Source organism: Novosphingobium terrae (assembly GCF_017163935.1).
Taxonomy (GTDB): domain Bacteria; phylum Pseudomonadota; class Alphaproteobacteria; order Sphingomonadales; family Sphingomonadaceae; genus Novosphingobium; species Novosphingobium terrae.
The window spans coordinates 1,633,921-1,657,203 of the sequence record NZ_JABVZR010000001.1 but is presented as its reverse complement, the minus strand read 5'-3'; the positions used below and the strand labels follow the sequence as shown (position 1 = coordinate 1,657,203).

Genomic DNA, 23,283 nt, shown 5'->3' with positions numbered 1-23,283 from the left:
GAGATCTCTCTGCAGGGATCTCGGCATGACGACCGGCCTTCACCGAAAGCCAAGAGCTTGTGCTTGTGCTTGTGCTTGTGCCCACCCCAAACAACCAGACTAGGCTCCCCCCCTCAGCGCCCTATAAGTTGCTCAAGCCCATCTGATCGGCGATAACGCTGACCTCGGTCCCTGCTGGCACGATCATCCACTTTTGCGGCTCGGCTCCGTTCACAACAACCACTGAACCTTTCGGGCAAAGCTTCAAGCAGCCAGTCTCAAGGACCAGCAGCTCCACCTTTCGACCTTTGCCTGCCCCGGCAAGCTTCCGCAGTTGTTTGGAGAGTGGTTGGTTGCCCTTCTTGCCAAAGCCGCCCCCGACTTTCTTCGTACACTTGCTGCACACGAGCAGGACGGACCGGGTTTTGGCGGAAATGGGACGAAGCATCTTTATAGTATAGGTGTCGGGGCAACCTGTTCCAAGGTCACGGGAATAATGAAGACGCCGGCAACACCAAACAGTCCAGATCAGGGGCTCAAACGCACGTCGCTCTCGTCATTTCTCAAGGCCTTTTGATGCGCTTTTCAGTACGTCGGGGCAAACCCGAACATTTCTCCACCAGCACTGCAAGCCTCTTGGGATCGGGCCGTCAGGTAGTCTGCACAAATGCCTTCTGCTTCCCGACCAAGCGAGAGTTCGCGACGAAACATGAGGGGGCTTCTGGCGTTCTCAAATAGAGGAAGCGAGGAGAGAGCGATGCCCATCGATACGCACAAGCTGAAAGAGCATTTGTGGGAGAAGCTCGAAAACGGGCCTTTCGCAATGGTTGGCCTCCGTGACAACACCAGCCATTGCGAGCCACTGACGGTCCAGCTCGACAAGGATCAGGCCGACACGCTCTGGTTCTTCATCAGCAAGGACAATCGTCTGGCCAAGGGCGGCGCTGCCTTGGTGAACTTTGTGTCCAAGGGCCAGGATTTCTTCGCCAGCCTTTCCGGCCACGCTACAATCGACAACAATCCGGCGATGATTGACAAGCTGTGGTCTGGCCAAGTCGAAGCCTGGTTTACCGGCGGGAAATCCGATCCCAAACTCGCGCTTTTGCGCATCGACATTTCTGGTGCCGAACTTTGGGAGGCAGACGTGTCGCTCGTGGGCCAATTGAAAATGCTGCTCGGCAGCAGCATCGAGGCCGGCGAGCAGGGCAGCCACGCAGTCGTTACGGACACGAAGATCTGACCGGTCTTTTGGGAAGCGGGCGCCGCGCTTGCGGCGCCCGTTCACCTGCATGAACCGAGGCACATTTCCAGTTCGTTACGCCCACGATCGTGTCGGTTGACGCGGCGACTAAATCCTATAAATTGTCACTGCCGAAAACGCTCTGTTCGGGGCAAGATTTTCGGGAAAAAGCGTCATGTTTTTCATTCGGCGAAACGCGTGGAAATCGGTTTTATTAACAAGTTTTCTCTTTTGAAATCAGAGATTTTTGTTTTTATTTCGAATCCCACCCTGTCCGCCAAGAGCTAAAAAAGTAAAGAAAATCAAGCAAGTTTACAGCCAGCGATCCAACGCTGGCTTGCAACAACGGAACGCGGATAGATCATAAGCCGTGCTCAACTTCCCAGTTGGGATCCGTCGGACGGGCTCCACGCGACAGGACGCACAATACCAAACATCGCGATGGCTGGCGTAGTGGTACCTAATGCATCCGCTGAAACGCAAAGGCGGCCAGATCATGAAGTGCGGAGGCCTGGCTCCCAAACCCAATGAGGGCCTCATGGCAATCACGCTCGAGATGGGCCGCACTCAGATTCGCGTCTTCCAGCCCCAAACAGGCTGTGGCGGTATTTTTACCTTGCGCAGTGTCTTTTCTCAGCCCTTTACCGACCAGCTTTTCATCGCCCGACATATCCAGAATGTCATCCCGGATCTGGAACATCAGCCCAAGCTTTTCTGCAAAGGACATAAGCTTTCTGCGCTGGCCATCATCGCAGCCGGCCAAGATAGCCGCCGCTTCGACGCAGTAGCGAATGAGCGCGCCCGTTTTGCGCATTTCACACAGGATCATGGCCTCGCTGCTGATCTGGTCACCGGGGAAAAGATCCAGCATCTGGCCGCCCGCAAGTCCATCCTGACCCATGGTCCGGGCGAGTTTCAACACAAGATCGCCACGCACCGCTGCTTCGGGATGTGTCCGGGGATCGCTCAGAATTTCGAAAGCAAGGGCCAGCAAGGCGTCCCCCGCAAGCACGGCAGTCGCTTCATCGAAAGCGCGGTGCAGCGTCGGCTTGCCGCGCCGCAGGTCGTCATCGTCCATGCAGGGCAGGTCATCATGGACAAGCGACTGGGCATGCACGCATTCGATGGCCGCCGCGACGCGAAGCGCACCACCGCGCCTCGCCCCCAGCAGATCACTGACCGCAATGACAAGCATGGCACGGAAACGCTTGCCGGCACCCAGCGCGGCATAGCGCATGGCATCTGCCAGTCGCTGGTGACGTGATGGGCTCGTACCGATGGCCTGGTCGATCACCGCATCGATGTCCCGGCGCAGCTCGGTGGGACGAGATGCCGCATTTTCTTCCTCGCCTGGCTTGGCCTCGCCGGAATGCTGACCTGACATAACCCTCTCCCCATCGCGTTGCTGGGTGAACATCGAAGAATGGCCCGCGCCGAAACCTGTTGCCCGGTATCATCCGCCTCACCATCGCACGGACCTCAAACCTCTCCCATCTGTCTTCCGGTACAGGTCCAGCAGCTGGATCAGACGAACGCCTGCGCGAAGAGTCGTTTCGCAAACCCCCGGCTTGGGCTAGGGTGCCTTTTCATAAAGGGCGCGGGCGATGTAACATTCAGCTGGCGCCAAGCATTTTCGGGGTCCCGCACATCATGTCACACGCGCAACTGCAGGACCATCGGCTTGCCCCGCCCGAGCCCATCGCCACAGAGCCTTTTCTGGCGGGTGGAGGCCTCTGCGCCCGCATCATCGCCACGAAGGACTGGGCGGCAACCCCGCTGGGGCCGATGGCCGATTGGCCACCATGCCTGAAGGGGGCGCTGTCGATCCTCTTGCGTGCCCGTGTGCCCATCGTGATGCTGTGGGGCGAGCATGGCGTGATGCTCTACAACGACGCCTATTCGGGCTTTGCCGGTGGCCGTCACCCCGCGCTGTTCGGTTCCAACGTGCGGGAGGGATGGCAGGAGGTCGCCGATTTCAACGATCATGTGATGAAGGTGGTGCTGTCCGGCGGCGGCACGCTGCATTATCGCGATCAGGAACTGACGCTGCATCGCCACGGCCAGCCCGAGCAGGTGTGGATGGATCTCGACTATTCGCCCGTGCCCGACGAGAGTGGGCAGCCGGCGGGCGTCATCTGCTTTCTGGCCGAAACCACCGAGCGTGTCGCGGCGGAGCGCAAGACGGCTTTCATGCTCGCCCTGTCCGACGATCTGCGCGGGCTGACGACACCGTCCGACATCATGAACCTGACGGCATCGCGGCTGGGCGAGCATCTGGGCGCCAGCCGCGTCTTTTATGCCGAGATCGCTGGCGGCATCATGACCGTCGAACGCGACCATCATCACGGTGTGGACTCGATCGTGGGCGTCCATTCGCTGGAGGCTTTCGGGCCCGATCTGCTGGCGGCCTACAAGGTTGGCACGCCGGTGGTGGTGCGCGACATTCCCGCGGACCCGCGCCTCAGTCGCCCGGCGCGCGAAGGGCTGGGCTCGCGGCAGGTGGGCGCCTTCATCGATGTCGTGCTGTTCGAGGAAACGCAATGGGTCGGCCTGCTGGCGGTGCAAAGCGCCACGCCCCGCATCTGGACCCCCGCCGAGGAAACGCTGGTCCAGGAGGCGGGCGAGCGCGTCAAGATCGCCATCGAGCGCGCAAGGGCCGAACGGGACCGCCTCTGGGATCTTTCGCAGGATATGCTGGCCCGTGCCGGTTACGACGGCATGATGTCAGCGGTTAGCCCCGCCTGGACCAAGGTTCTGGGCTGGAGCGAGCATGAGCTGCTGACGCGCGGCTATGCCAGCTTCATGCATCCCGAAGACCGCCAGCCCACGCTGGACGCCGTTGCGGGCATGGCCCTCACCCGCCAGCCGATCCGTTTCGAGAACCGCATCGCCACCAGCGATGGCGCATGGAAGCCGATCGAATGGACCGTCGCGCCCGAGCCGGACGGCATCAATTTCGTCGCCGTGGGCCGTGACCTCAGCGATGCCAAGGCGCGTGAAGCAGAGCTGGACAATGCCCGCGAAGCACTGCGCCAGAGCCAGAAAATGGAAGCCATGGGCAGCCTGACCGGCGGCGTGGCGCATGATTTCAACAATTTGCTGACCCCAATTCTCGGCTCGCTCGATCTGCTGGTGCGCAAAGGCACCGGCGGGGAACGCGAACAGCGTCTGATCGGGGCCGCACTGCAATCGGCGGAACGCGCCAAGACGCTGGTGCAGCGCCTGCTCGCCTTCGCCCGGCGCCAGCCGCTGCAACCCACGGCGGTGGACATTCCCCGGCTGGTCGAAGGCATGGTGGACCTGTTGCGCTCGACTTTGGGGCCGACGATCACCGTGCAGGTCGATCTCGACAAGAGCATGCCGCCCGCCAAGGCCGATCCCAATCAGATGGAAATGGCGCTGCTCAATCTGGCGGTCAATGCGCGCGATGCCATGCCCGAAGGCGGAACCCTGATCCTGTCGGCGCGGCGCGGCACCCTCAGCCAGCCGGAGGCGGGGCTTTTGCTGCCGGGGTCCTATATCCGGTTGGGCGTCAGCGATACCGGCACGGGCATGGATGCCGAAACCGCCCGGCGCGCGGCGGAGCCCTTCTTCTCCACCAAGGGCGTGGGCAAGGGAACCGGGCTTGGCCTTTCCATGGCGCATGGTCTGGCGGCGCAATTGGGCGGGCGGCTGACCATCGAGAGCGAGCCCGGCCATGGCACCACCATCGAACTGTGGCTGCCGGTCAGCGAGAGCGCACCGGACAGCGAACGCGGGGCGATTGAGGCGGCCCGGGCAGCTTGTGGCTCGCAAGGGCTGGGCATCGCGCTGCTGGTCGATGATGATCCCTTCGTGCGGATGAGCACCGCCGATATGCTGGACGATCTGGGCTATGAGGTCATGGAGGCCGACACAGCTGAAGAGGCCCTGCGTCTGGTGAAGGGTGGCGTCTCGCCCGTGGTCCTGCTCACAGACCATCTGATGCCGGGCATGAGCGGCACGGAGCTGGCGCGCGAAATCAGGGTGTTGCGCCCGTCCCTGCCCGTGCTGATCGTCTCGGGTTTTGCCGAGGAGGAAGGGATCGACTCCGATATTCCCCGGCTGACCAAGCCTTTCCGCAATGCCGAACTGGAAGCCAGTCTGGCAGCCCTGCGTCTGGGGGCTGCCGCTTTCTGATCGTGGAGGGGCGGCCCTTACCGCTGGCAAATGTGGCGCGGTTCTCTGCAACCGCCCGCAAAGCGCAGGATCTCGAAAACCTTCAGGGGTGAAACTGCTAACCCTGAACCATCACCGGCATGCCCAGCTTTTCAGCGACCTCTTTCACATCGCTCTGCGCGGGCACGATGAGCCATGTTTCTGGGGTGGTGGCATCCATCACAGCCACCGCACCCTTCGGGCAAAGCTTGAGGCATGGGCTCTCAAGGACAAGCAGGTCGGCCTTTCGCCCCTTCCCGGCCCCTGTCAGCTTGCGCAGTTCCTTCACCAGCGGTTTGCTGCCCTTCTTCCCGAAGCCGCCGCCCAGCTTTTTCGAGCATTTGCTGCACACAAGGACGACAGAACGGGTTTTGGCGGGAACAGATCGAAGCATGACCGCAATGTAGGTATGAAGGGTTCGGGTGCCAACATCATCGCATATGCTTGCGCGCAGATAACCGGCACCCAATCGCACAACCTTCGGGCGGCCCACCACGCAAGACAGGCGCAACGCCAGCGGCCTCCCGCGAAACATGGCGCGACCTGTGGCGTTACTGGATTGGCAACCCGAGGAGAGAACCGATGGCGGATACCTACACACTCAAGGAGCATTTGTGGAAAAAGCTTGAGAACGGCCCTTTCACCATGGTGGGCCTGAGCGATGGCAACAGTCATTTCGAGCCATTGACCGCACAACTCGACAAGGATCAGGTCGATACGATCTGGTTCTTCATCGGCAAGAACAACCGTCTGGCCAAGGGCGGGCCTGCAGCGGTGAATTTCGTCTCCAAAGGGCAGGATTTCTTCGCCAGCCTCTCCGGCCATGCCACGGTCGATAACAACCCGGCCATGATCGACAAACTATGGTCCAATCAGGTCGAGGCCTGGTTCCCCGGTGGCAAGGCCGATCCCAATCTTGCGCTTCTGCGCTTCGATATTGCCGAGGCCGAACTGTGGGAGGCCGATGTCTCGCTGATCGGTCAGCTCAAAATGCTGTTCGGCGGCACGATCGGGCCGGATGAGGCGGGCAGCCACGCGGTCGTCTCCGATACGACCATCTGACCCTTGAACCGGGCAGCGGGCACGGTACCATCCGCGCCCGCTGCCATCGCGATCCTTGTCGCCGCAATCGGTGTTCCATGACGGTTCTCGTTCCTGTTCTCGGCGATCAGCTGTCGCTTGATCTGTCCTCCCTCGCCGCCGTTTCGCAGCGGGAGGCCGTGGTGCTGATGATGGAGGTTTCCGAGGAAACCACCTATGTCCGCCACCACAAGCAGAAGCTTGTCTACATCCTCTCGGCGATGCGGCATCATGCCCGCGCGCTGATCGAGGCGGGCTGGCAGGTCGATTATGTGCGGCTGGACGCGCCAGACAATGGCGGCAGCTTCACCGGCGAAATCGCCCGCGCAATCGAACACCACAATCCCGAGCGGATCGTGGTGACGGAAGCCGGGGAATGGCGGGTTGCCGCCATGCTGGAAAGTTGGGAAACCCTCTTCGGCTTGCCAGTGACCATCTGTGCCGACAGCCGCTTCATCTGTTCGCACCGTGAGTTCGACACCTGGGCGAGTGATCGGCGCGAACTGACGATGGAGTTTTTCTATCGCGAGATGCGCAAGAAAACCGGCCTGCTGATGCAGGATGGCAAGCCGGCGGGCGGGCGCTGGAACTTTGACAAGGACAATCGCAAACCCGCCAAGCCGGATCTGTGGATGCCCCGCCCCTTGAGCTTTCCGCCCGACGCCATCACGCAAGAAATCATCGCCCATGTCGAGACGCGGTTCGCAGACCACCCCGGCGCGCTTGAAGGGTTCGATTATGCGGTCACAGCAGCCGATGCCGAGCGTCAGGCGGCCAATTTCTTCGCTCACGCCCTGCCGCAGTTCGGCGATTATGAGGATGCCATGCTCACCGGGGAGCGCTTCCTGTGGCACTCTATCCTGTCACCCTACATCAACGCTGGCCTGCTCGATCCGCTCGATCTGTGCCAGCGGGCCGAGGCGGAATTTGAGGCGGGGCGCGCGCCTTTGAATTCCGTGGAGGGTTATATCCGCCAGATTCTGGGATGGCGCGAATATATGCGCGGCATCTATTGGCGGGAGGGGCCCGATTATGTCGACCGGAACTTCTTCAACCACCAGCGCTCGCTGCCCGACTGGTTCTGGACCGGCGACACGCAAATGAACTGCCTCCATCAGGCGATCGGCCAGACCCTCGTCACGGCGCATGCCCATCATATCCAGCGGTTGATGGTGATCGGCAATTTCGCCCTGCTGATCGGCGCCGATCCAAAGCAAGTCCACCAATGGTATCTCGAAATCTATCTCGATGCCTATGAATGGGTGGAATTGCCCAACACGCTTGGCATGAGCCAATTCGGCGACGGCGGACTGCTGGGTTCGAAACCCTACATCTCGTCGGGCGCCTATATCAACCGCATGTCCGACTATTGCCGTGGTTGCCGCTATACCGTCACTGAGCGCATCGGCGAAGATGCCTGCCCGTTCAACGCGCTTTACTGGGACTTCCTGGCCCGGCATCGCGACAAGCTTGGCGACAATCATCGGCTGGCAATGCCCTACCGCACCTGGGACCGCCAAACAGCGGAGGACCAGAAGGCAACGCGCAGGCAGGCGAAAACATTCCTCGATGGCCTCGCTCGACGTTGAGCAAGGCGTCCCCGTCCCGGCCAAGGTCGGCTTTGGCAGCCAGCTTCATGATGCTCCTGGGTGAAGCATACCCAGACGGGGACAGACCAGCCCGCTCCGGCCATCCTTCCAGAACCATGATCTCTGCGCAGATTGATTTTCCATGGCACGCTGGCTTCCCTTCTCACATCAAGGGGATCATAGGGGCATCATGGACACCCGCCCTTCCCTTCAGACCTTATTTTTCAGCTTTCTGAAAATCGGCCTGATGGGTTTCGGCGGCGTCGCCGCGATCGCCAGACATGTTCTCGTTGTCGAACGGCGGTGGGTGAACGATGAAGAGTATGGGCGCCTGCTCGGTCTTTGTCAGGCGCTGCCGGGTGCCAACACCGTCAATGCGGCCGTCATGCTTGGCGATCGCTATCGTGGTCCGCTGGGCGCGCTGATCTGTGTCATCGGCATCATGGCTGCGCCTTTGACCATCCTTGTCGCTGCCGCCACGGCCTACGATCGCGTTGCCAACCATCCGCTCGCACAACTCGCGCTCACCGGGGCGGCGGTCAGCGCAGCGGGGCTCATTTTAGGAACGTCAGCCAAGCTTCTGGTGCGGGCGCGCCCTTCGCCCATGGCATGGGCCTGTGCCATCGCGGCTCTTGTGGCTGTGGCAGGCTTCCACAAGGGGCTGCTGCCGACCCTCGCTTGCCTCGCGCCGCTCAGCCTGGCCAGTGCGGCATGGTCCACCCGGCGAGCATCGTCATGAGCGGGCGCATTTTAATCCAGTTGGGCACGATCTTTGCCGGGCTCTCGCTGATCTCCATCGGCGGCGCCAATGTGCTGATCCCCGAAATCCACAATCAGGCGGTCGAGGTTCATCGCTGGCTCGACGATGCGACGTTCGCCCGACTCTTCGCCATTTCGCAAGCGGCCCCCGGGCCCAACATCATGCTCGCCAGCATCATCGGCTGGCATATCGCTGGCCTTTCCGGCCTGCTGACCGCCTCTATCGCCATTCTCACGCCGCCGGCAATCATCGCACTGTTCGCCGGGCGCGGTATCCGACGCTGGAGCGAGCATCGCGCCATTCGGTTGCTTACCCTCGGGCTGGTTCCGGTGGCACTGGGGTTGATGCTGGCTAGCGGGGTGGTCGCTTCTCGCACGGCCAACGCCGGGCTGGCCGGCTATGCGATCACGGCTGGCGTCGCTCTCGCAATGTATTTCACCAGCCGCAATCCTTTGCTGTTGATGACGATAGGAACGGCCGCTTTTATTGCCCTCCATTCCGTCTAGCATGCTCCGGAAGCGCTGACAGAGCTAACGTTCCCATCATTCTACGTGCCCATCGAGAGCAGCCCTTTGTTAAGGCACCCTGACACTGGCAAGGGGGCTGGATGCACAAGGATGCAAATCTTCTCTGTGCAGCATCTTGCCGAGTTTGCCCCTACAATACCGACAAAAGCTCCTGCCCGTGGCCGCGCATTGAAATTTGATAACCTAGGGGCATGCCTCTGCCATAATTCCAGTCAGAATAAGATCGATCCCTGCCAGAAACTGCTCGCGATCGTCATGCCCGGGAAGATGCGCTGCAACCTCCCGCAGGAAAGGATAATCGTCAGGATCGAGTTGCTGCCATCGCGCCGCCATGGCCGCCAAAAGCGTTTCGCGATCCGCCTCTACATGCCTGCGCCGAGCATTATCGGCGTTCTGCGCCGCAACGCCCAGAATATAATTCACCAGCGCCGACCAGGCATCGAAGCGCGCTGCCGCGGGAACGCCGAGGCGCTGAAGCTGAGAGCCTATCGCCTCGAAAAACCCCAACATCGCCGATTGATCGGGTGCCAGCGACAGGCGGGCCCCAACCCATGAATGCGCATCGAAAGCATCGAACACCGCAAGAGCAATGGCCCGGATCGCGCTCTGCGGCCCATCGTCATGTCCGCTCACACCAGCAAGAGCTTGCGCAATGACATGATCCGCCGCGGTGGCCAGCAGATGGTCTTTGTTGGCCACATGCCAGTAGATCGCCCCGCTTCCGGTCGCCAGCCGGGCGGCCAGAGTGCGAAACGTGAGGGCCGCTTCGCCCTGCGTGTCCAGAATCTCGACCACTGCCTCGACGATCTGCTCTTTCGTCAGTGCTTCGGAGCGGCGTTCGGTGCGGGTGGGCTTATCGGTCATGCCCCTTCTTGACATGTTTGGAATGCCGTTCCAAGAATATCTTCATGGAACAGTGTTCCAACGAGTCGATGGAGATCATGACATGACCCGACCGATCACGATCATCGGTGCCGGCCTTGGCGGCCTTGTTCTGGCCCGCGTGCTGCAACTTCACGGTCTGCCCGCTGTCATTTACGAGGCGGAAAGCTCACCATCGGCACGCGGTCAGGGCGGCATGCTCGATATCCATGTCGAGGACGGCCAGTCGGCCCTGCGGACTGCGGGGCTGTTCGAGGCTTTTGAGGCACTCATTCTGGAGGGCCGCCAAGCATTCCGGATTCTGGACACCAACGGTGCTGTCCTGTTCGACAAGCCGGATGACGGCACCGGTGGACGCCCCGAGGTGCAGCGCGGTGAGTTGCGCCAAATGCTGCTCGACTCGCTGGCTGCAGGGACGGTGCAGTGGGGGCGTAAGCTCAGCCATGTCCGCCGCCTGAGCGAGGGCCATCACGAGGTGGTCTTCACGGACGGGTCATCTGTCGAAACGGACCTGCTGGTCGGTGCCGATGGCGCATGGTCCAAAATCCGCCCGCTGCTGTGCGATGCGGTGCCCGCATACACCGGCACCAGTTGCATCGAGACCTATCTGTTCGACACCGAAATCAGACACAAAGACAGCGCCAAGGCGGTGGGCGGCGGAGCGATGAGCGTCATGGCGCCGGGCAAGGCAATCATGGCGCATCGCGAGCGCGGCGATACGCTTCACACCTATGTGATGCTCGACAGGCCTCAAAGCTGGTTTGCCGCCGTGGATTTCACCAATGCCGCCCTCGCCACCCGGCAGATCGCGCAGGAATTCGCCGGCTGGGCCCCGGAGCTTCTGGCGCTGATCACCGACAGCGATCTGCCCCCGGTGCTGCGCCCGTTCCATGCCCTGCCGATCGGCCAGACATGGGAGCGTGTGCCGGGCGCCACGCTGATCGGCGACGCGGCGCATGTTGCCGCGCCCAATGGCGAGGGCGCCAATCTGGCCATGTATGACGGAGCCCAGTTGGGGCTGGCCCTTGCAGCACACCCCGGGGACCCGGAGATCGCTCTTGCCCTCTACGAACAGGCCATGTTCGCGCGCAGCGCGGCATCGGCCAGCCAGGGCGCAGGCTTCTATGAGATGCTCGCCAGCAGCGACCCTGCTCAGCGCATGATCGACATGTTCCATCAAGAGGGGTGACGCCCTGTGATCAAAGACTCCGTTTGAGACCTCATGAAGTTTCGTGACCGACAGTGGCTTGTCACCACCCTCCCCCGCTGACGGAGCCGACATAGCCAGAAAATTTAGGAGTGCTTGTTGCGAGAAACTTCTTCTTCACATCGTGGCGCAACTCACGGTGGCCCATGACGCGCAGCCTCATAAGCATGAACACTATGCAACTCTCCGCACCGGAAGCAATGGGCCCTGCGCATAACACCCGGGAAAGCCCAGAAAGCACCAACCTTATTTTTGCTCAAGAAAATCCGCGATCAGGGCGTTGATGGCTTCGGGCGCATCCTCGAAGCAATAGTGACCGACACCGGGCAGGCGATGCACCGGCGCATCGGGGAACAGCGCGGTAAACAGGGGCAGGAAAAATTGCGCCTGCAACGTCTGATCGGCCTCACCCCAGATTGCCATCGCAGGCAGGCGCCGGATCGCTTGCAGAGCCGCGGCATCGGGAGTTTCGAACGCATGCGCCCCCTCGGCAAAACCGCCGGCCCAGGAGATCGCCCCCAGACATGCCTCGGGGGTACCGAAGGGCGCGCGATAGGCTTCCAGCCATGTCGGCGTGATCAGGGCATTATGCTCAAAGCCATTGAGTTTGAGCACACTGAGCATGGTAACATGCAACTGGCCCAGCACATGCTCCAGCGAGCCATCAGCATGAGCCTTGGCAATCCACTGAAACCATGGCGCGCTCGTACCATTGGCGACCAGTCGCTCCATCACATCCGGTTGCCCGAAAGGCGTCGGCCCATTGGCCGCGACGATCCGCGCGATGCGCTCAGGATGGCGCGCCGCCAGTCCCATACCCATCGGCCCGCCAAAATCATGCATCACCAGCGTGATGTCCCGCAGATCGAGATCCAGCACGAAGCGTTCCAGATTGTCGATATGATCTTGCAGCAGATAGCGCCGATCCTGCGGCGTCTCGCTTTTGCCAAAACCCATATGGTCGGGCACCACCACCCGATGGCGGTCACGCAGGCGATGGATCAGGTGGCGAAAGAGATAGGCCCAGCTGGGCTCGCCATGCAGACACAGGATCACGCCTGATGCGTCCTGCGGCCCCTCGTCGACATAATGCATGGCAAAGCCGGCAGCCTTGGACACATGGGGCGCAAACGGAAATGTGCCGTCAAAAGCAACATTCAAAGGGATCACGGGAGGCTCCTTGAGAACGAATCAGTTTCATCTTGAAACCATATCTTCCATTTGAAGTTTCAATTTGCAACTGACATAATCACGCTCTGGCCCACTCAAGGAGAACACCATGGTCAAACGCACCAGCCACAAGGAATCCCTGTGCGGTGTCGCGCGTCCGATGGACGTGATCGGCGATGGCTGGTCATTGCTGATCGTGCGCGATGCCTTCAACGGAGCGCGCCGCTTCGGCGAGTTTCAGAAGAGTCTGGGCATGGCACGCAATATTCTGGCCGCCCGCCTGCGCCATCTGGTCGATCACGGGATTATGGAGATGGCGCTACCGACCGACGGCGGCGCGCATCAGGACTATGTTTTGACGCCAAAGGGACGTGGCCTGTTTCCATTGCTGGTTGCGCTGCGCCAATGGGGCGACGACTTCTTCTTCGCGCCGGGCGAACAGCATGCCGTGCTGGTCGACAAGGCCAACGGGCTGCCGATCCAGCGCTTGACACCACAAACGCAGGATGGTTGCCCCGTGCTGGCCGAGAACACCGTCCTACGCTTGCCGGGACAGCCCGCCGTTGGCGCTGACAGAACCGACATACAGGCAGTCCAAACATCGCCTTCTTAGCTGCCCTGCATTCATCAAACACCGAAGAATTGGATATATGCGGCCACGGACGCTTGCATTGCACCTGCAGGCATTTGCTCACTGTGAACTGCAAACGCCGGCGCCATGCTCTTGGCGCGTACCTTCAAACCTTTGGCTTTTGCGCTTCCAGCACATATTGATCGAAAGGCTGACCGCTTGCACTGACGGAAAAAGATCCGTTCGGACCGAACAGGAATTCAAGTTCCGGAGCCGGCGCAGGGTTTGTGTAAAGATAGCTGAACAGCTTGGTGATGGCGTCCATGTCCGCATTGCTGGTGGCATGAGACCAGGCTTTGGTGAGCGGATCAAACTGCGCATAATAGGCAAGCTGGCTCGACAGGGCATGTGTTTCCGTCAAGGCTTTGCTCATCCCCGGATCGTTGGCCAAAGCCTCTCGCAACTGATCCGCGTATTTATAGTCGCTGGGAATTTGAATTGAGTTATCATATTGTGCAAACGTGATTTTCGCTGGCGCTTCGGGAATACCATTTGCGGCAAGAAATCGGTTCATGCGATCGCCAACATAAGCCTGAAGTGCTGAAACGGTGCCGGTGTTCATCCATGCTATGGGATCGCCTTGCTTGTAATGCCCCGGATCGAAGAAGCTGTCGTCAATCTGCATTTGCTGCAATTGTCCCCCCAGCCCCATTTGGACGGTGATGGTCGCCATGGGTGTCGTGGAGGGGTAAGCTCCTTTGGCATTTGCTTGAGCAGACACGGATTGGCTGCGGACGGCTGACGCTGTCAATGTATGGGAGAAAGAAGCTGCCGAGGACGCGGCAAGAGCCTTGCTGACACCGGCTTGCGTTAACGTCAGATATGCTGAATTCGTGACGCCCGAAACAGAGGAAACCATCGCAAAACTCCTCGGAATTTTCCGGATTTCTAACATCTATAATGAAAAACTACCGAAATCTTCTTTAGGTGATTTCATCCTGCTTTCAGAAGAAGCAACATATAAATTCCATAATATCCCGCGGTGTTTTTTAAATTCTTCATGATATCCATAGAAGTTTCACAAGATCGCCAACCTACAACAGAAATCCCAATCCTCCTCGGTCAGCCGCTCCGGAAAATCTATCTGGCATGAGCGTTATTGGCTGACGAACGAGCAGATGGCACGTCTGTCACCGTATTTTCCCAAGAGCCATTGCAAACCTCGGGCGGACGATCGGGGGCGCTGAGCGGGATCATTTTTCGTCAACTGCAACAGTCTGCTCTTGCGTCCGATTATTCCTTCAATCCACCGCCATGAAAACATGGGGTGTGATAGATCCACCTTCGAACTATCTTCTCCATACAAGTCGCTGCCGGCAACAAAGCGGACTTCTATCCTGCCTATTCCAGGATGATGAAGATCAGCTCGACCACTCAAAGATCGGCCCAGCGCCGCAGCAGATTGTGGTACACACCAGTTATTTGGATCAGCGCATTCTGCTCTGCCCCGGTCTGGGTGAGGCGCTGGATCGCCATATCGAGATCCAGCAGCATCTCGCGCTGGCCATCGTCGCGGATCAAGCTCTGCACCCAGAAGAAGGAGGCGATGCGTCGCCCCCGCGTGACAGGCTCGACGCGATGAATGCTGGTGCCGGGGTAGAGCAGCAGCGATCCCGCCGCCAGCTTCACCGCCTGCGTGCCGAAGCCGGTGCGCATCACCAGTTCGCCGCCGTCATAGCTGTCGGGCTCGGCCAGAAACAGCGTGGCGGAAAGGTCGGTGCGTACCCGTTCCCGCGTGCCGTTGATGGGGCGGATGGCGTTGTCGATATGGTCGCCGAAATCATGGCCGGGCTCGTAGCTGTTAAACAGTGGCGGGTAGATCTTTTCGGGCAAAGCGGCGGCCATGAACACGGCATTGGTCGCCAGCCTTTCGAGAATCCGCTGCCCCAGATCATGGGCCAGCGGATGGCTCTCGGCCAGCTGGCGGTTGCGCTTGGCCTTGGCGGATTGCGCGCCCGCCGTCACCTTGCCGTCCAGCCAGTCGGCTTGACACAGGGCCTCATGCATCGCGGCGGCCTCTTCGCGCGTGAACACATCGGGGATTTCGAGAAGCATGAGGGTTCCTGCAGGTTAGAAGGAAAGGTCGAGGCTGCCCGTCACGGTGCGGCCCGCGCCGGGGATGCCATAGATCTGGAACCCATCGAGCGAAGAGCCGATGCGCGACCAGTAGAAGCGGTTGGTCAGATTAGCGACATTGAGGTTGAGCGACGCATAGTCACGCAGCTTCCAGCGTGCCGCGATGTTCTGCACAAAATAGGCCGGGGCCTTCTCATTATCCAGCGTATAGACCGCATAGACGCCCGAGGGGCCCGAGGCATAGCTGGCATTGTTGTTCTGCCCGCCGACATAGCGGAAGTTGGTGAAGCGCCGCTTGCCGACATATTGCGCGCCATAGCTGACCTCGAACTTGGGCGTGATCTTGTAGGAGGTCCACAGACTGCCGCTCCAGTCGGGCACATTGGCGGCCTCCACGCCCTTGTTCACGCCCTTGGTGATGCGGCTTTTCAGGCGCGAGAGGCTGGCGATCACCGACCAGCGCTTGGTGATCTCGCCGTGGGCTTCCAGCTCGAAGCCATCGACGCGCTTGGCAGGCAGGGCGCGCACCGGCGACGTATCGCTATCGCCATACTCCCAGCTGTCGGAGAGTTCGGTGCGGAAGATGGCGCCCGTCAGATTCAGCGCGCCGCCCATCAGATCCCACTTGGTGCCCGCCTCATAGGTGCGCGCGGTGGCGGGCTTGAGCGCGGCGGTGGCGGCGGCGCCGTAGATGGTGTTGTTGGTGGTGAGCCCCACAGCCGAGGGCTCGGAGGCCTGACTGAAGGAGACATAGATCGCCCCCGTCTTCACCGGCTTGTAGACCAGCCCGGCGCGGCCGCTCAGCGCCACATCGGTGCGGCTGGCGCCCGAGGAGACGGCGCTCCAGCGGTCGAAGCGCAGCGCGGTCTGCAGCTGCCATTTCTCGCCCAGCGAGATGGTGTCGTTCATATAGGCGCCCACGCTGTCGACATGGGCACGCACGCTGCCCGCACCCTTGACTGTGGTGGTGGCGGCAAAGCTGGTGGACGGGGCAGCCAGATAGAAGGTCATGGCTGTGGCGGGGGTCAGCGTGGTGCGCTCGTGATCGCCGTAGAATTCGCGATAGAGTTCAAAACCCGCCGTCAGATCGTGCTTGAAGGGGCCGGTGCGGAAGCTGGTCTTCAGATCGGTCTGATTGTCGAGGATCTCATAACGCTTGGAGGTGCCGTAATCGGCGCCGCGCAGCGTGGCATATTGCTGGTTCGCGGTGTTGGCGTAAGCAGTGTAGCTGTTGATGCCCGCGATGCTGGTCAGCCCGCCCGAGGCGGTATAGCCCAGCGTGGCGCAGCGCGTACCCGTGCAGGTCTGTGTGCCATTCGCGCTGGCGGCGTTGAAACGCGCGGGGGCATAGGTGCCCCAATTGTCCGAACGCTCATAGCGGAACTGGCTGCGCAACCGCGAGGTCGCGGAAAAATCATGCTCGTAGCGCGCGGTGACGGTATCGATCTGCGTGTTCTGCGCATAGATGCCCGTCGCACCGTACCAGGCGTTTTCCGGCACATTGGGCATGCGCTGGCCGCCAGTGCCGCGCTGGATCGGCAGGCCGGTGTCGGGCACATTGTGGTCGCGCTGGTGGAACAGGTCGAGGATGAAGCGGTCGCTTGTGCCAAGGCCGGTGGCCAGCGAGGCGCCGATGCCATAACGCTCGTAATTGACCTGATCGCGGCGGGCGACATCATTGTGATGCGCCATCAGATTGATGCGCAGGGCGGTGGTCTCGCCCAGCTTGTGGTTCACATCCATGGTGGCGCGCTTGTAATTCTGGCTACCCAGCCCCAGCGAGGCGCGGGCGAAATTCTCAAGTCCCGCTTCCTTGCTGACCAGATTGACGCTGCCGCCCGTGGCCGCCACGCCCGATTCCACCGAACCGGTGCCCTTATAGACCTCTGCCTGCCCCAGATTGAAGATATCCGTGCGGCTGGACATGCCGCCATCGCGCACGCCATCCACGGTGATGCTGGTTTCCGAAGAGAAGCCCCGGATGGTGAAGAAATCACCCCAGCCCAGATTGCCCTCGCCCGAGGTGAAGGTGATGCCGGCCACATTCTTCAGCACATCCTGCAGGTTGAGTGCATTCTGCTCATGCAGCGCCTCGGCGGTCACCACACTGATGCTCTGCGGGGTGTCGAGCAGGGGCTGGCTCATTTTGGGCGATTGGACCGTATCGGCCTTATAGGGGGACATGGCCTCGCCCTCGACAGTGATGCCGCCCAGGGAAACGGGATGCTCCGCCTGCTGCGCGTGGGCTTGCGTGCCCAGTGCCAACAACAACCCCACCGGCAGGATGCGCGTGGTGCTGACCTTGCGCACGATGCCTGACGGTTGGCCGGATTGATATGTTTCCATAGATGCCCCTTCTCTACTGCGACGCATTCGCATATGATGCGGCGCCAATAGCAGGTGGACACAAGATGAGAACCGAATGGCGGCCCCTATGATGTAACCGGGTAAGCCGTTTTGTAATGGAATGTAATAGGCGGCCATTGCGATAACTTTTGGCTGCGAATGGAACGCTTTTTCTGGAGGAATGCTTGCAAACGGAGGTTATCAAAATCCTTGTCGTCGATGATGACCGGGAAATATGCGATCTGCTCTGCGAATATCTGGGTGATGCCGGGCTGACCGCAAGGTCGGCTGACAGTGGTGAGGCGATGTGGCGTGTGCTGGAGCGTTTTCTGCCCGACCTGATCGTGCTGGACCTGATGTTACCCGGCGTCGATGGCCTTGAACTGTGCCGAACCTTGCGCGAACGCACGCAGATCCCGGTCATCATGCTGACCGCCCGGGGCGCCCCGGTCGACCGCATCATCGGGCTGGAAATGGGCGCGGATGATTACATCGTCAAACCCTTCGACCCGCGCGAGCTGCTGGCGCGGATCAAGGTCGTGCTGCGCCGCATCCGCCAGTTCCCGCCTGAAGCGCAGATCGAGGAAATCGGCACGCTGCACTTTGAGGGGTGGCGGCTCGACATGCGTCAGCGCAGCCTGATCGCGAAGGATGGCACCGTGACCGTGCTGGGCGGCGCGGACTATCAGATGCTGCGTCTGCTGCTGCGCCATCCGCACCGCACGCTCAACCGCGATTTTCTGCACCGCCAGATCTATGGCCGCGAACGGGGCCCGCTCGACCGTGCGGTCGATGTCTGCATCAGCCGCCTGCGCCAGATGCTGGGGCCAACGATCATCCGCACCGTCAGGAACAGCGGCTATGCCCTGCCTGTCGATGTCTCGATCGACGCCTGAATGCGCTTGCTTCACCGCCTTGTCCCGCGCTCCCTCGGCAGCCGGATCGCGCTGATCCTGATCGCGGGTCTGTTCGGCGCCCAGCTCTTCACCAGCACGGTCTGGTTTGACCGCCGGCAAAGGGCTTTGATGGATGCCCCCAACCGCATCGTGGCGGTCAGGGTTGGGGATGCGCTGAAGCTTCTGTCCACGGCAACGGATGCGCCCGAACGCGCACTGGCCCCGTTGCAGACGGACTTCTTCCATGCGGCTGCGGTCAACACCCCGGACAAGGCGTCTGGCAAGATCGGCATCGATGCCAATGCCCTGCGGATCATGCGCAGGATTATCGAGGAGGAAGCCGGGCCCATCGCCGAGCTGCGCGTCACCCGTGCGGACATTCTGGGTGATGACGGGCAGGTCGCGGGCATGTCGGCCCTGCTCTGTGCACGCGAACCACGGGGCCGTTACACGATGTTCGTCGCGGTTCCGCATCGCTCCGGCTGGCTGAAGGTGGAGGCCTCAGAGGGCCAGCATGGCGCGGGCACACATTGCCTCGCGACCATCACGGATTACATTCTGCGGATCTATCTGGTGCGCATGATCATCATCGCACTGATCGCGCTGCTGGCGGTCCGGATTGCGATGCAGCCGCTCAAACGGATGATCAGTGCCGCCGAAGCGCTGGGGCGCAACATTCGCCAGCCGCCTCTGCCGACCGATGGGCCGGAGGAGGTCAGACAAGCCGCCGAGGCCTTCAACCTCATGCAGGCCAAGCTGCTGAAGGCCATGCAGGAGCGCTCGCACTTCCTGACGTCTGTCTCGCACGATCTGCGATCGCCCATCACGCGCCTGCGCCTGCGTACCGAAACGCAGCTGCCCGCCGAGATGCGGGAACCGTTCCGGCGCGACCTGCTCGACATGGAAACGCTGGTCAACGCGACCTTGTCCTTCATGCAGGACGGGACCAGCGATGAAGGCGCCATGCCCCTCGATCTGTTCCAGATCCTTGATGCGCTTGTGCATGTTCTGGGCGAACAGGGCGCCAGGATCGAGCTGATCGGATCGCCAGGAGCAACGATGCTGGGCTATCCCCAAAGCCTGAAGCGATGCTTCCAGAACCTCATCGAAAACGCGCTGCGCTATGCGGGAAGTGCGCAGATTGAGGTAGCTATCGAAGACACGCGCTTGCGAATTTCAGTCCGCGATGATGGTCCGGGCATTCCGCCGGCGCTTCTCACACAGGTGCTTGAGCCTTTTTACCGGGTTGAGACATCGCGCGCAGCGGAAACCGGCGGGTTCGGGCTGGGCTTGAGCATTGCGGCCAACATCGTGAAATTCCATTCGGGCACGATTGAACTGCGCAATCGCCATTCGGGTGGTCTGATTGTCGATGTAGTCTTCCCCAGATTGTCGGGCGCAACCTCCTGACCTCAGGGTGAGAGTATCCAGCGCAAGAAGGACGTTTCAGGAGGCCCATCGGGGGGCGACACTTGCGGATGAGGCGTTGGGCTTGACCATAGGGAACCAACCTTATGCATCGCCTACCGGCCTCATCGGCGGCCTTGTCCGTAGATAAGGCCAGACGTTAAGCTCCCCGCATGATGTCAGATCCACCCACCAGTCGATTCTCCGGCCATCGCCAATGCCCGTTGCTGTTGCGCCGGCTGCTGCGGGCCAGGGATCGCATGGATGCGGCGTCTCATGAGGATTGGCCGATCGAACGGCTGGCGCGGGTCAGCGGCGTGTCCAAAGCGCATTTTGCCCGCGCATTCCGGCAGGCTTATGGCATACCTCCACATCGCTATCTGCTGACACGGCGCATCGAACGGGCCAAGGCTCTGCTGCGGGACACCGACCTGCCCGTCACCTCCATCGCCTTTGACACCGGCTGGAACAGTCTGGGGACATTTGGCCGGATCTTTCGAGAGATCACAGGCGAAAGTCCCACCACACTGCGTCAGCGCGAGCAAAGGCTGGCGCAGCCCACAGCCCAGGTCCCCGGCTGCTATCTGAGCGCGGCATCGCGCCCTCACCTCACAACAGCAGTTTCGGAGAAGCGTCGACATCGCCACGAGGATATTGAGGTCCCGTCTTAAGCAAGGAACAGCACAATGAGCGATTCAATCCAGATGGTCGGCCTTTACGTGCGCGATCAGGACGAGGCCCATGACTTCTACGTCGGAAAGCTGGGCTTTCATGTCCACACCGATCAGCGCAATGGTGATTTTCGCTGGCTGACGGTGCAGCACCCGGACCAGCCCTCCTTCCAACTCGGACTGTTTCGCCCTCAGGCGCCGATGCATGATGAGGCAACTGCTCAGGCCCTCAACGAACTGGTCGCCAAGGGCGCGATGCCGCCTCTCGTCATGGCCGTGAGCGATTGCCGCGCCACCTATGACAAGCTGCGCGACCGGGGCGTCGAATTTACGCAAGAACCGGTCGAGCGCTATGGCAATGTCGACGCCAATTTCCGTGACCCTTCCGGAAATGGCTGGAAAATCCTCCAAACGGGCCGCTGATTGCCCCATCGCGTCATGGGTGTGTGTTATCCGGCCAGCTCAGATCGATCGTCAGACCACCTGACGCCCCGCCGGAGGTCAGTGACAAGGTGCCTCCGGTTGCCGCGACCAGATCAGCGGCAATCGGCAGGCCCAGACCATGGCCAGGACCGGCCTCATCCAGCCTTTGCCCCCGCAGCATGGCCCGAGACATCCAGTCCGATTCCATGCCCGGGCCATCATCCGCAATGGCAATGCGGATGCAGCCTCGCTCGGCCCAGGCGGAGATGGCGATGCGCCGGCGCGCGAAACGGGCTGCATTCTCGGTCAAGGCGCCGATAATCTCGGCCAGATCGGCGGAGCTGAGAGGCGCCTCGATCCCTGCGGGTACATCGATGTCGAACACCAGCAGGCTGCCGGCATCGGTGCGTTCCACCACGGCCACAACCCCTTCGATGGTGGCCAGAACATCGGCGCGGGCGGGCGCCTCCCGCTCACGGGCGATGGCCGAACGCGCGCGGGCCAGTTCAGCTTCCAGCGCGGCCTGTGCCACGGCGATGGTGCGGTCGATCGCATCGGCTGCACTGGAGGCACCCTCCGCACGGGCGCGGCGCGATTGCGCTGCCAGCGCGGCCAAAGGCGTCTTGAGACTATGCGCGAGATCGGCGGCACGATGCCGCGCCCGGTCGAGATCGGCGGCGCGCGCGTCGGCCAGGGCATTGATGGCCTCGACAAGCGGAGCGATCTCGCGCGGGTGATCCGTGGAGAGGCGCTCGGCGGGGTTGCGCCGCAGCAGATCCAGTTCGGCCCCCACACGGCGGAAAGGCCCCAGCCCCAAACGCACCTGAACCACCGCCGCCAGCACCAGCACCACCCAGAGCAGGCACAGCGCCAGCGCGGTTTCCATCCGGAACTCGTTCTGAAAAAGCGACAGCGCATCACCATCCGTGGCGAATTGCACCAGAACGGGCGGGCGCCCGGCATCAGGCCGGATGGTGCGGGCAATGACGATCAGGCGATGGCCGAAGGGGCCGTCGGTATGGCGCAGACTCCACGTCTCGCCGGATGGATCGCCGGTCAGCGGGTTCGGCATGCTCAGGGACTGATCCGACAAGGAGCGCGAACGGATCACACCGCCCGGAGCATTGGCCTGCCAATAGAGGCCGCTCCCCGGATGCAGGAAACGGCTGTCCGAAGGGAGCGTTTGGGCAGAGGGGCGCGCCTGGGCATCGACATGCAGCCCGGGCAGCAACTCTCTGGCCTTGACCTCCAGAGAGAGACCTTCGCGCTGCTCGATATGGCGCTGAAACAGCCAGACCAGCCCATTGCCGGCGATGCCCAGCGCCAGCAGGATCGTCAGCGCCGCGCCAAAAATCAGCCGCCCATGGATGGAGCGGGTGTTCATGGCGCCTCTTCGGCCAGACCATAGCCCAACCCGCGGCGGGTCACCACGATATCGGCGCCGATCTTGCGTCTCAGGCGGGTAACCAGCGCCTCGATGGCATTGGTGTCGCTGCTCTCGCTCGTGCCATAAAGATGTTCGGCGATGGCATGTGTGGCGGCAACCCGCCCCGGCTGATGGCTGAGCAGGTCAAGGAAACGGAATTCGAGCGGAGAGAGCAACACCGCCCGCCCATCGATCGACGCCGCCATCCGCGATGTATCCAGCGTCAACCGCCCGACCGCGATGGTGGAGGACAGGTGCCCGGCCACGCGCCGTAACAGGCCGCGCAGACGGGCGATCAATTCCTCGATCATGAAGGGCTTGGCCATATAATCGTCGCCGCCCGCCTGAATACCCTCGACCTTTTCGGTCCAGTCGCCGCGCGCCGAAAGGATGAGCACCGGAAAAGCCTGCCCCCCTGCCCGCCAGCGACGCAACACACTCAACCCATCGAGGCGCGGGAGACCAAGGTCGAGAATGGCGGCGGCATAATCCTCGGTATCGCCCCGGAACCAGGCCTCCTCGCCATCGCGCACGAGATCGACGACGAACCCTGCCCGGGTCAGGGCCGCGGCCAGATCGTCACCAACGTCGGGATCGTCCTCAACCACCAGAATGCGCATCAGTTCTTCTCAATCCGGATGATGGCACCGCTGCGCGCGTTCAGCCTGATGCCGCGCAGCCGGCCATCGGGAGCCAAGATTGTGAGATCATAGGCGAGCTTGTCCGCCCTGTCCTCCAATTCGACCTTGAGGATATCGCTGGCGATCTGGCGCCGGGTCATCGCTCTTGTCCGGCAT

General features: G+C 61.5%; 22 protein-coding genes and 1 pseudogene. 13 read left to right on the top strand and 10 right to left on the bottom strand.

Annotation, left to right across the window (positions count from 1 at the left end; all coding sequences use genetic code 11):
- The first annotated feature begins 736 nt into the window (after window positions 1-736).
- On the top strand, window positions 737-1,219 hold the full coding sequence (locus HGK27_RS07510) for a pyridoxamine 5'-phosphate oxidase family protein (RefSeq protein ID WP_206239963.1): 483 nt from the start codon (window positions 737-739) through the stop codon (window positions 1,217-1,219).
- Between the two features lie 460 nt (window positions 1,220-1,679).
- Here the strand turns inward: HGK27_RS07510 and HGK27_RS07505 are convergent, their stop codons facing one another.
- On the bottom strand, window positions 1,680-2,603 hold the full coding sequence (locus HGK27_RS07505) for a polyprenyl synthetase family protein (RefSeq protein ID WP_206239962.1): 924 nt from the start codon (window positions 2,601-2,603) through the stop codon (window positions 1,680-1,682).
- A gap of 266 nt (window positions 2,604-2,869) precedes the next feature.
- Between HGK27_RS07505 and HGK27_RS07500 the strand changes: the two genes are divergently transcribed.
- Window positions 2,870-5,377 (top strand): PAS domain S-box protein, encoded by a 2,508-nt coding sequence (locus HGK27_RS07500; protein ID WP_241126920.1) that lies wholly within the window; start codon window positions 2,870-2,872, stop codon window positions 5,375-5,377.
- 97 nt (window positions 5,378-5,474) lie between these two features.
- On the opposite strand, the gene HGK27_RS07495 is transcribed toward HGK27_RS07500, so the two are convergent.
- Window positions 5,475-5,906: a hypothetical protein gene (locus tag HGK27_RS07495; RefSeq protein ID WP_241126919.1), complete on the bottom strand. Its 432-nt coding sequence runs from the start codon at window positions 5,904-5,906 to the stop codon at window positions 5,475-5,477.
- 71 nt (window positions 5,907-5,977) lie between these two features.
- On the opposite strand from HGK27_RS07495, the gene HGK27_RS07490 reads away from it, so the two are divergent.
- The 4 genes from HGK27_RS07490 (at window position 5,978) to HGK27_RS07475 (ending at window position 9,330) form a co-directional block, all read left to right on the top strand.
- Window positions 5,978-6,457 carry a pyridoxamine 5'-phosphate oxidase family protein gene (locus HGK27_RS07490; RefSeq protein WP_206239961.1) on the top strand — a complete coding sequence of 160 codons (480 nt, stop codon included), beginning with the start codon at window positions 5,978-5,980 and terminating at the stop codon, window positions 6,455-6,457.
- 77 nt (window positions 6,458-6,534) lie between these two features.
- The gene (locus tag HGK27_RS07485) at window positions 6,535-8,064 is read left to right on the top strand and encodes a cryptochrome/photolyase family protein (protein WP_206239960.1); all 1,530 of its coding nucleotides are present in this window, start codon (window positions 6,535-6,537) and stop codon (window positions 8,062-8,064) included.
- A gap of 190 nt (window positions 8,065-8,254) precedes the next feature.
- Complete coding sequence (locus HGK27_RS07480; RefSeq protein ID WP_206239959.1) at window positions 8,255-8,803, top strand: chromate transporter; 549 nt, start codon at window positions 8,255-8,257, stop codon at window positions 8,801-8,803.
- Window positions 8,800-9,330, top strand: coding sequence for a chromate transporter (locus HGK27_RS07475; protein ID WP_206239958.1), 531 nt, complete (start codon window positions 8,800-8,802; stop codon window positions 9,328-9,330). The genes HGK27_RS07480 and HGK27_RS07475 overlap by 4 nt, the downstream gene beginning before the upstream one ends.
- A 204-nt stretch (window positions 9,331-9,534) precedes the next feature.
- Here HGK27_RS07475 and HGK27_RS07470 read toward each other — a convergent pair whose 3' ends face one another.
- The gene (locus HGK27_RS07470; protein ID WP_206239957.1) at window positions 9,535-10,215 is read right to left on the bottom strand and encodes a TetR/AcrR family transcriptional regulator; all 681 of its coding nucleotides are present in this window, start codon (window positions 10,213-10,215) and stop codon (window positions 9,535-9,537) included.
- 82 nt (window positions 10,216-10,297) lie between these two features.
- Between HGK27_RS07470 and HGK27_RS07465 the strand changes: the two genes are divergently transcribed.
- Window positions 10,298-11,422, top strand: a complete 1,125-nt coding sequence (locus HGK27_RS07465) for an FAD-dependent oxidoreductase (protein WP_206239956.1) — start codon at window positions 10,298-10,300, stop codon at window positions 11,420-11,422.
- Window positions 11,423-11,686: 264 nt separating this feature from the next.
- Here the strand turns inward: HGK27_RS07465 and HGK27_RS07460 are convergent, their stop codons facing one another.
- Entirely contained in the window at window positions 11,687-12,610 is a 924-nt protein-coding gene (locus HGK27_RS07460) for an alpha/beta fold hydrolase (RefSeq protein ID WP_206239955.1), read from the bottom strand.
- Between the two features lie 109 nt (window positions 12,611-12,719).
- Between HGK27_RS07460 and HGK27_RS07455 the strand changes: the two genes are divergently transcribed.
- Window positions 12,720-13,223 carry a winged helix-turn-helix transcriptional regulator gene (locus HGK27_RS07455; protein ID WP_206239954.1) on the top strand — a complete coding sequence of 168 codons (504 nt, stop codon included), beginning with the start codon at window positions 12,720-12,722 and terminating at the stop codon, window positions 13,221-13,223.
- Window positions 13,224-13,347: 124 nt separating this feature from the next.
- Here HGK27_RS07455 and HGK27_RS07450 read toward each other — a convergent pair whose 3' ends face one another.
- The gene (locus HGK27_RS07450; protein WP_206239953.1) at window positions 13,348-14,100 is read right to left on the bottom strand and encodes a hypothetical protein; all 753 of its coding nucleotides are present in this window, start codon (window positions 14,098-14,100) and stop codon (window positions 13,348-13,350) included.
- A gap of 259 nt (window positions 14,101-14,359) precedes the next feature.
- Between HGK27_RS07450 and HGK27_RS31395 the strand changes: the two are divergent.
- A pseudogene (locus HGK27_RS31395) lies at window positions 14,360-14,442 on the top strand (IS5/IS1182 family transposase); the annotation flags it as partial.
- 173 nt (window positions 14,443-14,615) lie between these two features.
- On the opposite strand, the gene HGK27_RS07445 reads toward HGK27_RS31395, so the two are convergent.
- Window positions 14,616-15,296, bottom strand: a complete 681-nt coding sequence (locus HGK27_RS07445; RefSeq protein WP_206239952.1) for a Fe2+-dependent dioxygenase — start codon at window positions 15,294-15,296, stop codon at window positions 14,616-14,618.
- Between the two features lie 15 nt (window positions 15,297-15,311).
- A complete protein-coding gene (locus HGK27_RS07440) occupies window positions 15,312-17,663 on the bottom strand; it encodes a TonB-dependent receptor (RefSeq protein WP_206239951.1) in 2,352 nt (783 codons plus the stop codon).
- Between the two features lie 185 nt (window positions 17,664-17,848).
- Here HGK27_RS07440 and HGK27_RS07435 point away from each other — a divergent pair, with 185 nt between their 5' ends.
- The 4 genes from HGK27_RS07435 to HGK27_RS07420 all read left to right on the top strand — a co-directional run bounded on the left by HGK27_RS07435 (window position 17,849) and on the right by HGK27_RS07420 (window position 21,060).
- A complete protein-coding gene (locus tag HGK27_RS07435) occupies window positions 17,849-18,559 on the top strand; it encodes a response regulator (RefSeq protein WP_206239950.1) in 711 nt (236 codons plus the stop codon).
- Window positions 18,560-19,969 (top strand): ATP-binding protein, encoded by a 1,410-nt coding sequence (locus tag HGK27_RS07430; RefSeq protein WP_206239949.1) that lies wholly within the window; start codon window positions 18,560-18,562, stop codon window positions 19,967-19,969. It begins immediately after the preceding gene.
- A 257-nt stretch (window positions 19,970-20,226) separates the two neighbouring features.
- On the top strand, window positions 20,227-20,637 hold the full coding sequence (locus tag HGK27_RS07425; RefSeq protein ID WP_241126917.1) for a helix-turn-helix transcriptional regulator: 411 nt from the start codon (window positions 20,227-20,229) through the stop codon (window positions 20,635-20,637).
- A 15-nt stretch (window positions 20,638-20,652) separates the two neighbouring features.
- Complete coding sequence (locus tag HGK27_RS07420; RefSeq protein WP_206239948.1) at window positions 20,653-21,060, top strand: VOC family protein; 408 nt, start codon at window positions 20,653-20,655, stop codon at window positions 21,058-21,060.
- A 13-nt stretch (window positions 21,061-21,073) separates the two neighbouring features.
- Here HGK27_RS07420 and HGK27_RS07415 read toward each other — a convergent pair whose 3' ends face one another.
- From HGK27_RS07415 to HGK27_RS07405, 3 genes are read right to left on the bottom strand one after another with little or no spacing between them, the layout of a single operon-like run.
- A complete protein-coding gene (locus tag HGK27_RS07415; RefSeq protein WP_241126915.1) occupies window positions 21,074-22,444 on the bottom strand; it encodes a sensor histidine kinase in 1,371 nt (456 codons plus the stop codon).
- A complete protein-coding gene (locus tag HGK27_RS07410) occupies window positions 22,441-23,106 on the bottom strand; it encodes a response regulator transcription factor (RefSeq protein ID WP_206239947.1) in 666 nt (221 codons plus the stop codon). The genes HGK27_RS07415 and HGK27_RS07410 overlap by 4 nt, the downstream gene beginning before the upstream one ends.
- Entirely contained in the window at window positions 23,106-23,267 is a 162-nt protein-coding gene (locus HGK27_RS07405) for a PepSY domain-containing protein (RefSeq protein ID WP_206239946.1), read from the bottom strand. The genes HGK27_RS07410 and HGK27_RS07405 overlap by 1 nt, the downstream gene beginning before the upstream one ends.
- Window positions 23,268-23,283 lie beyond the last annotated feature (16 nt).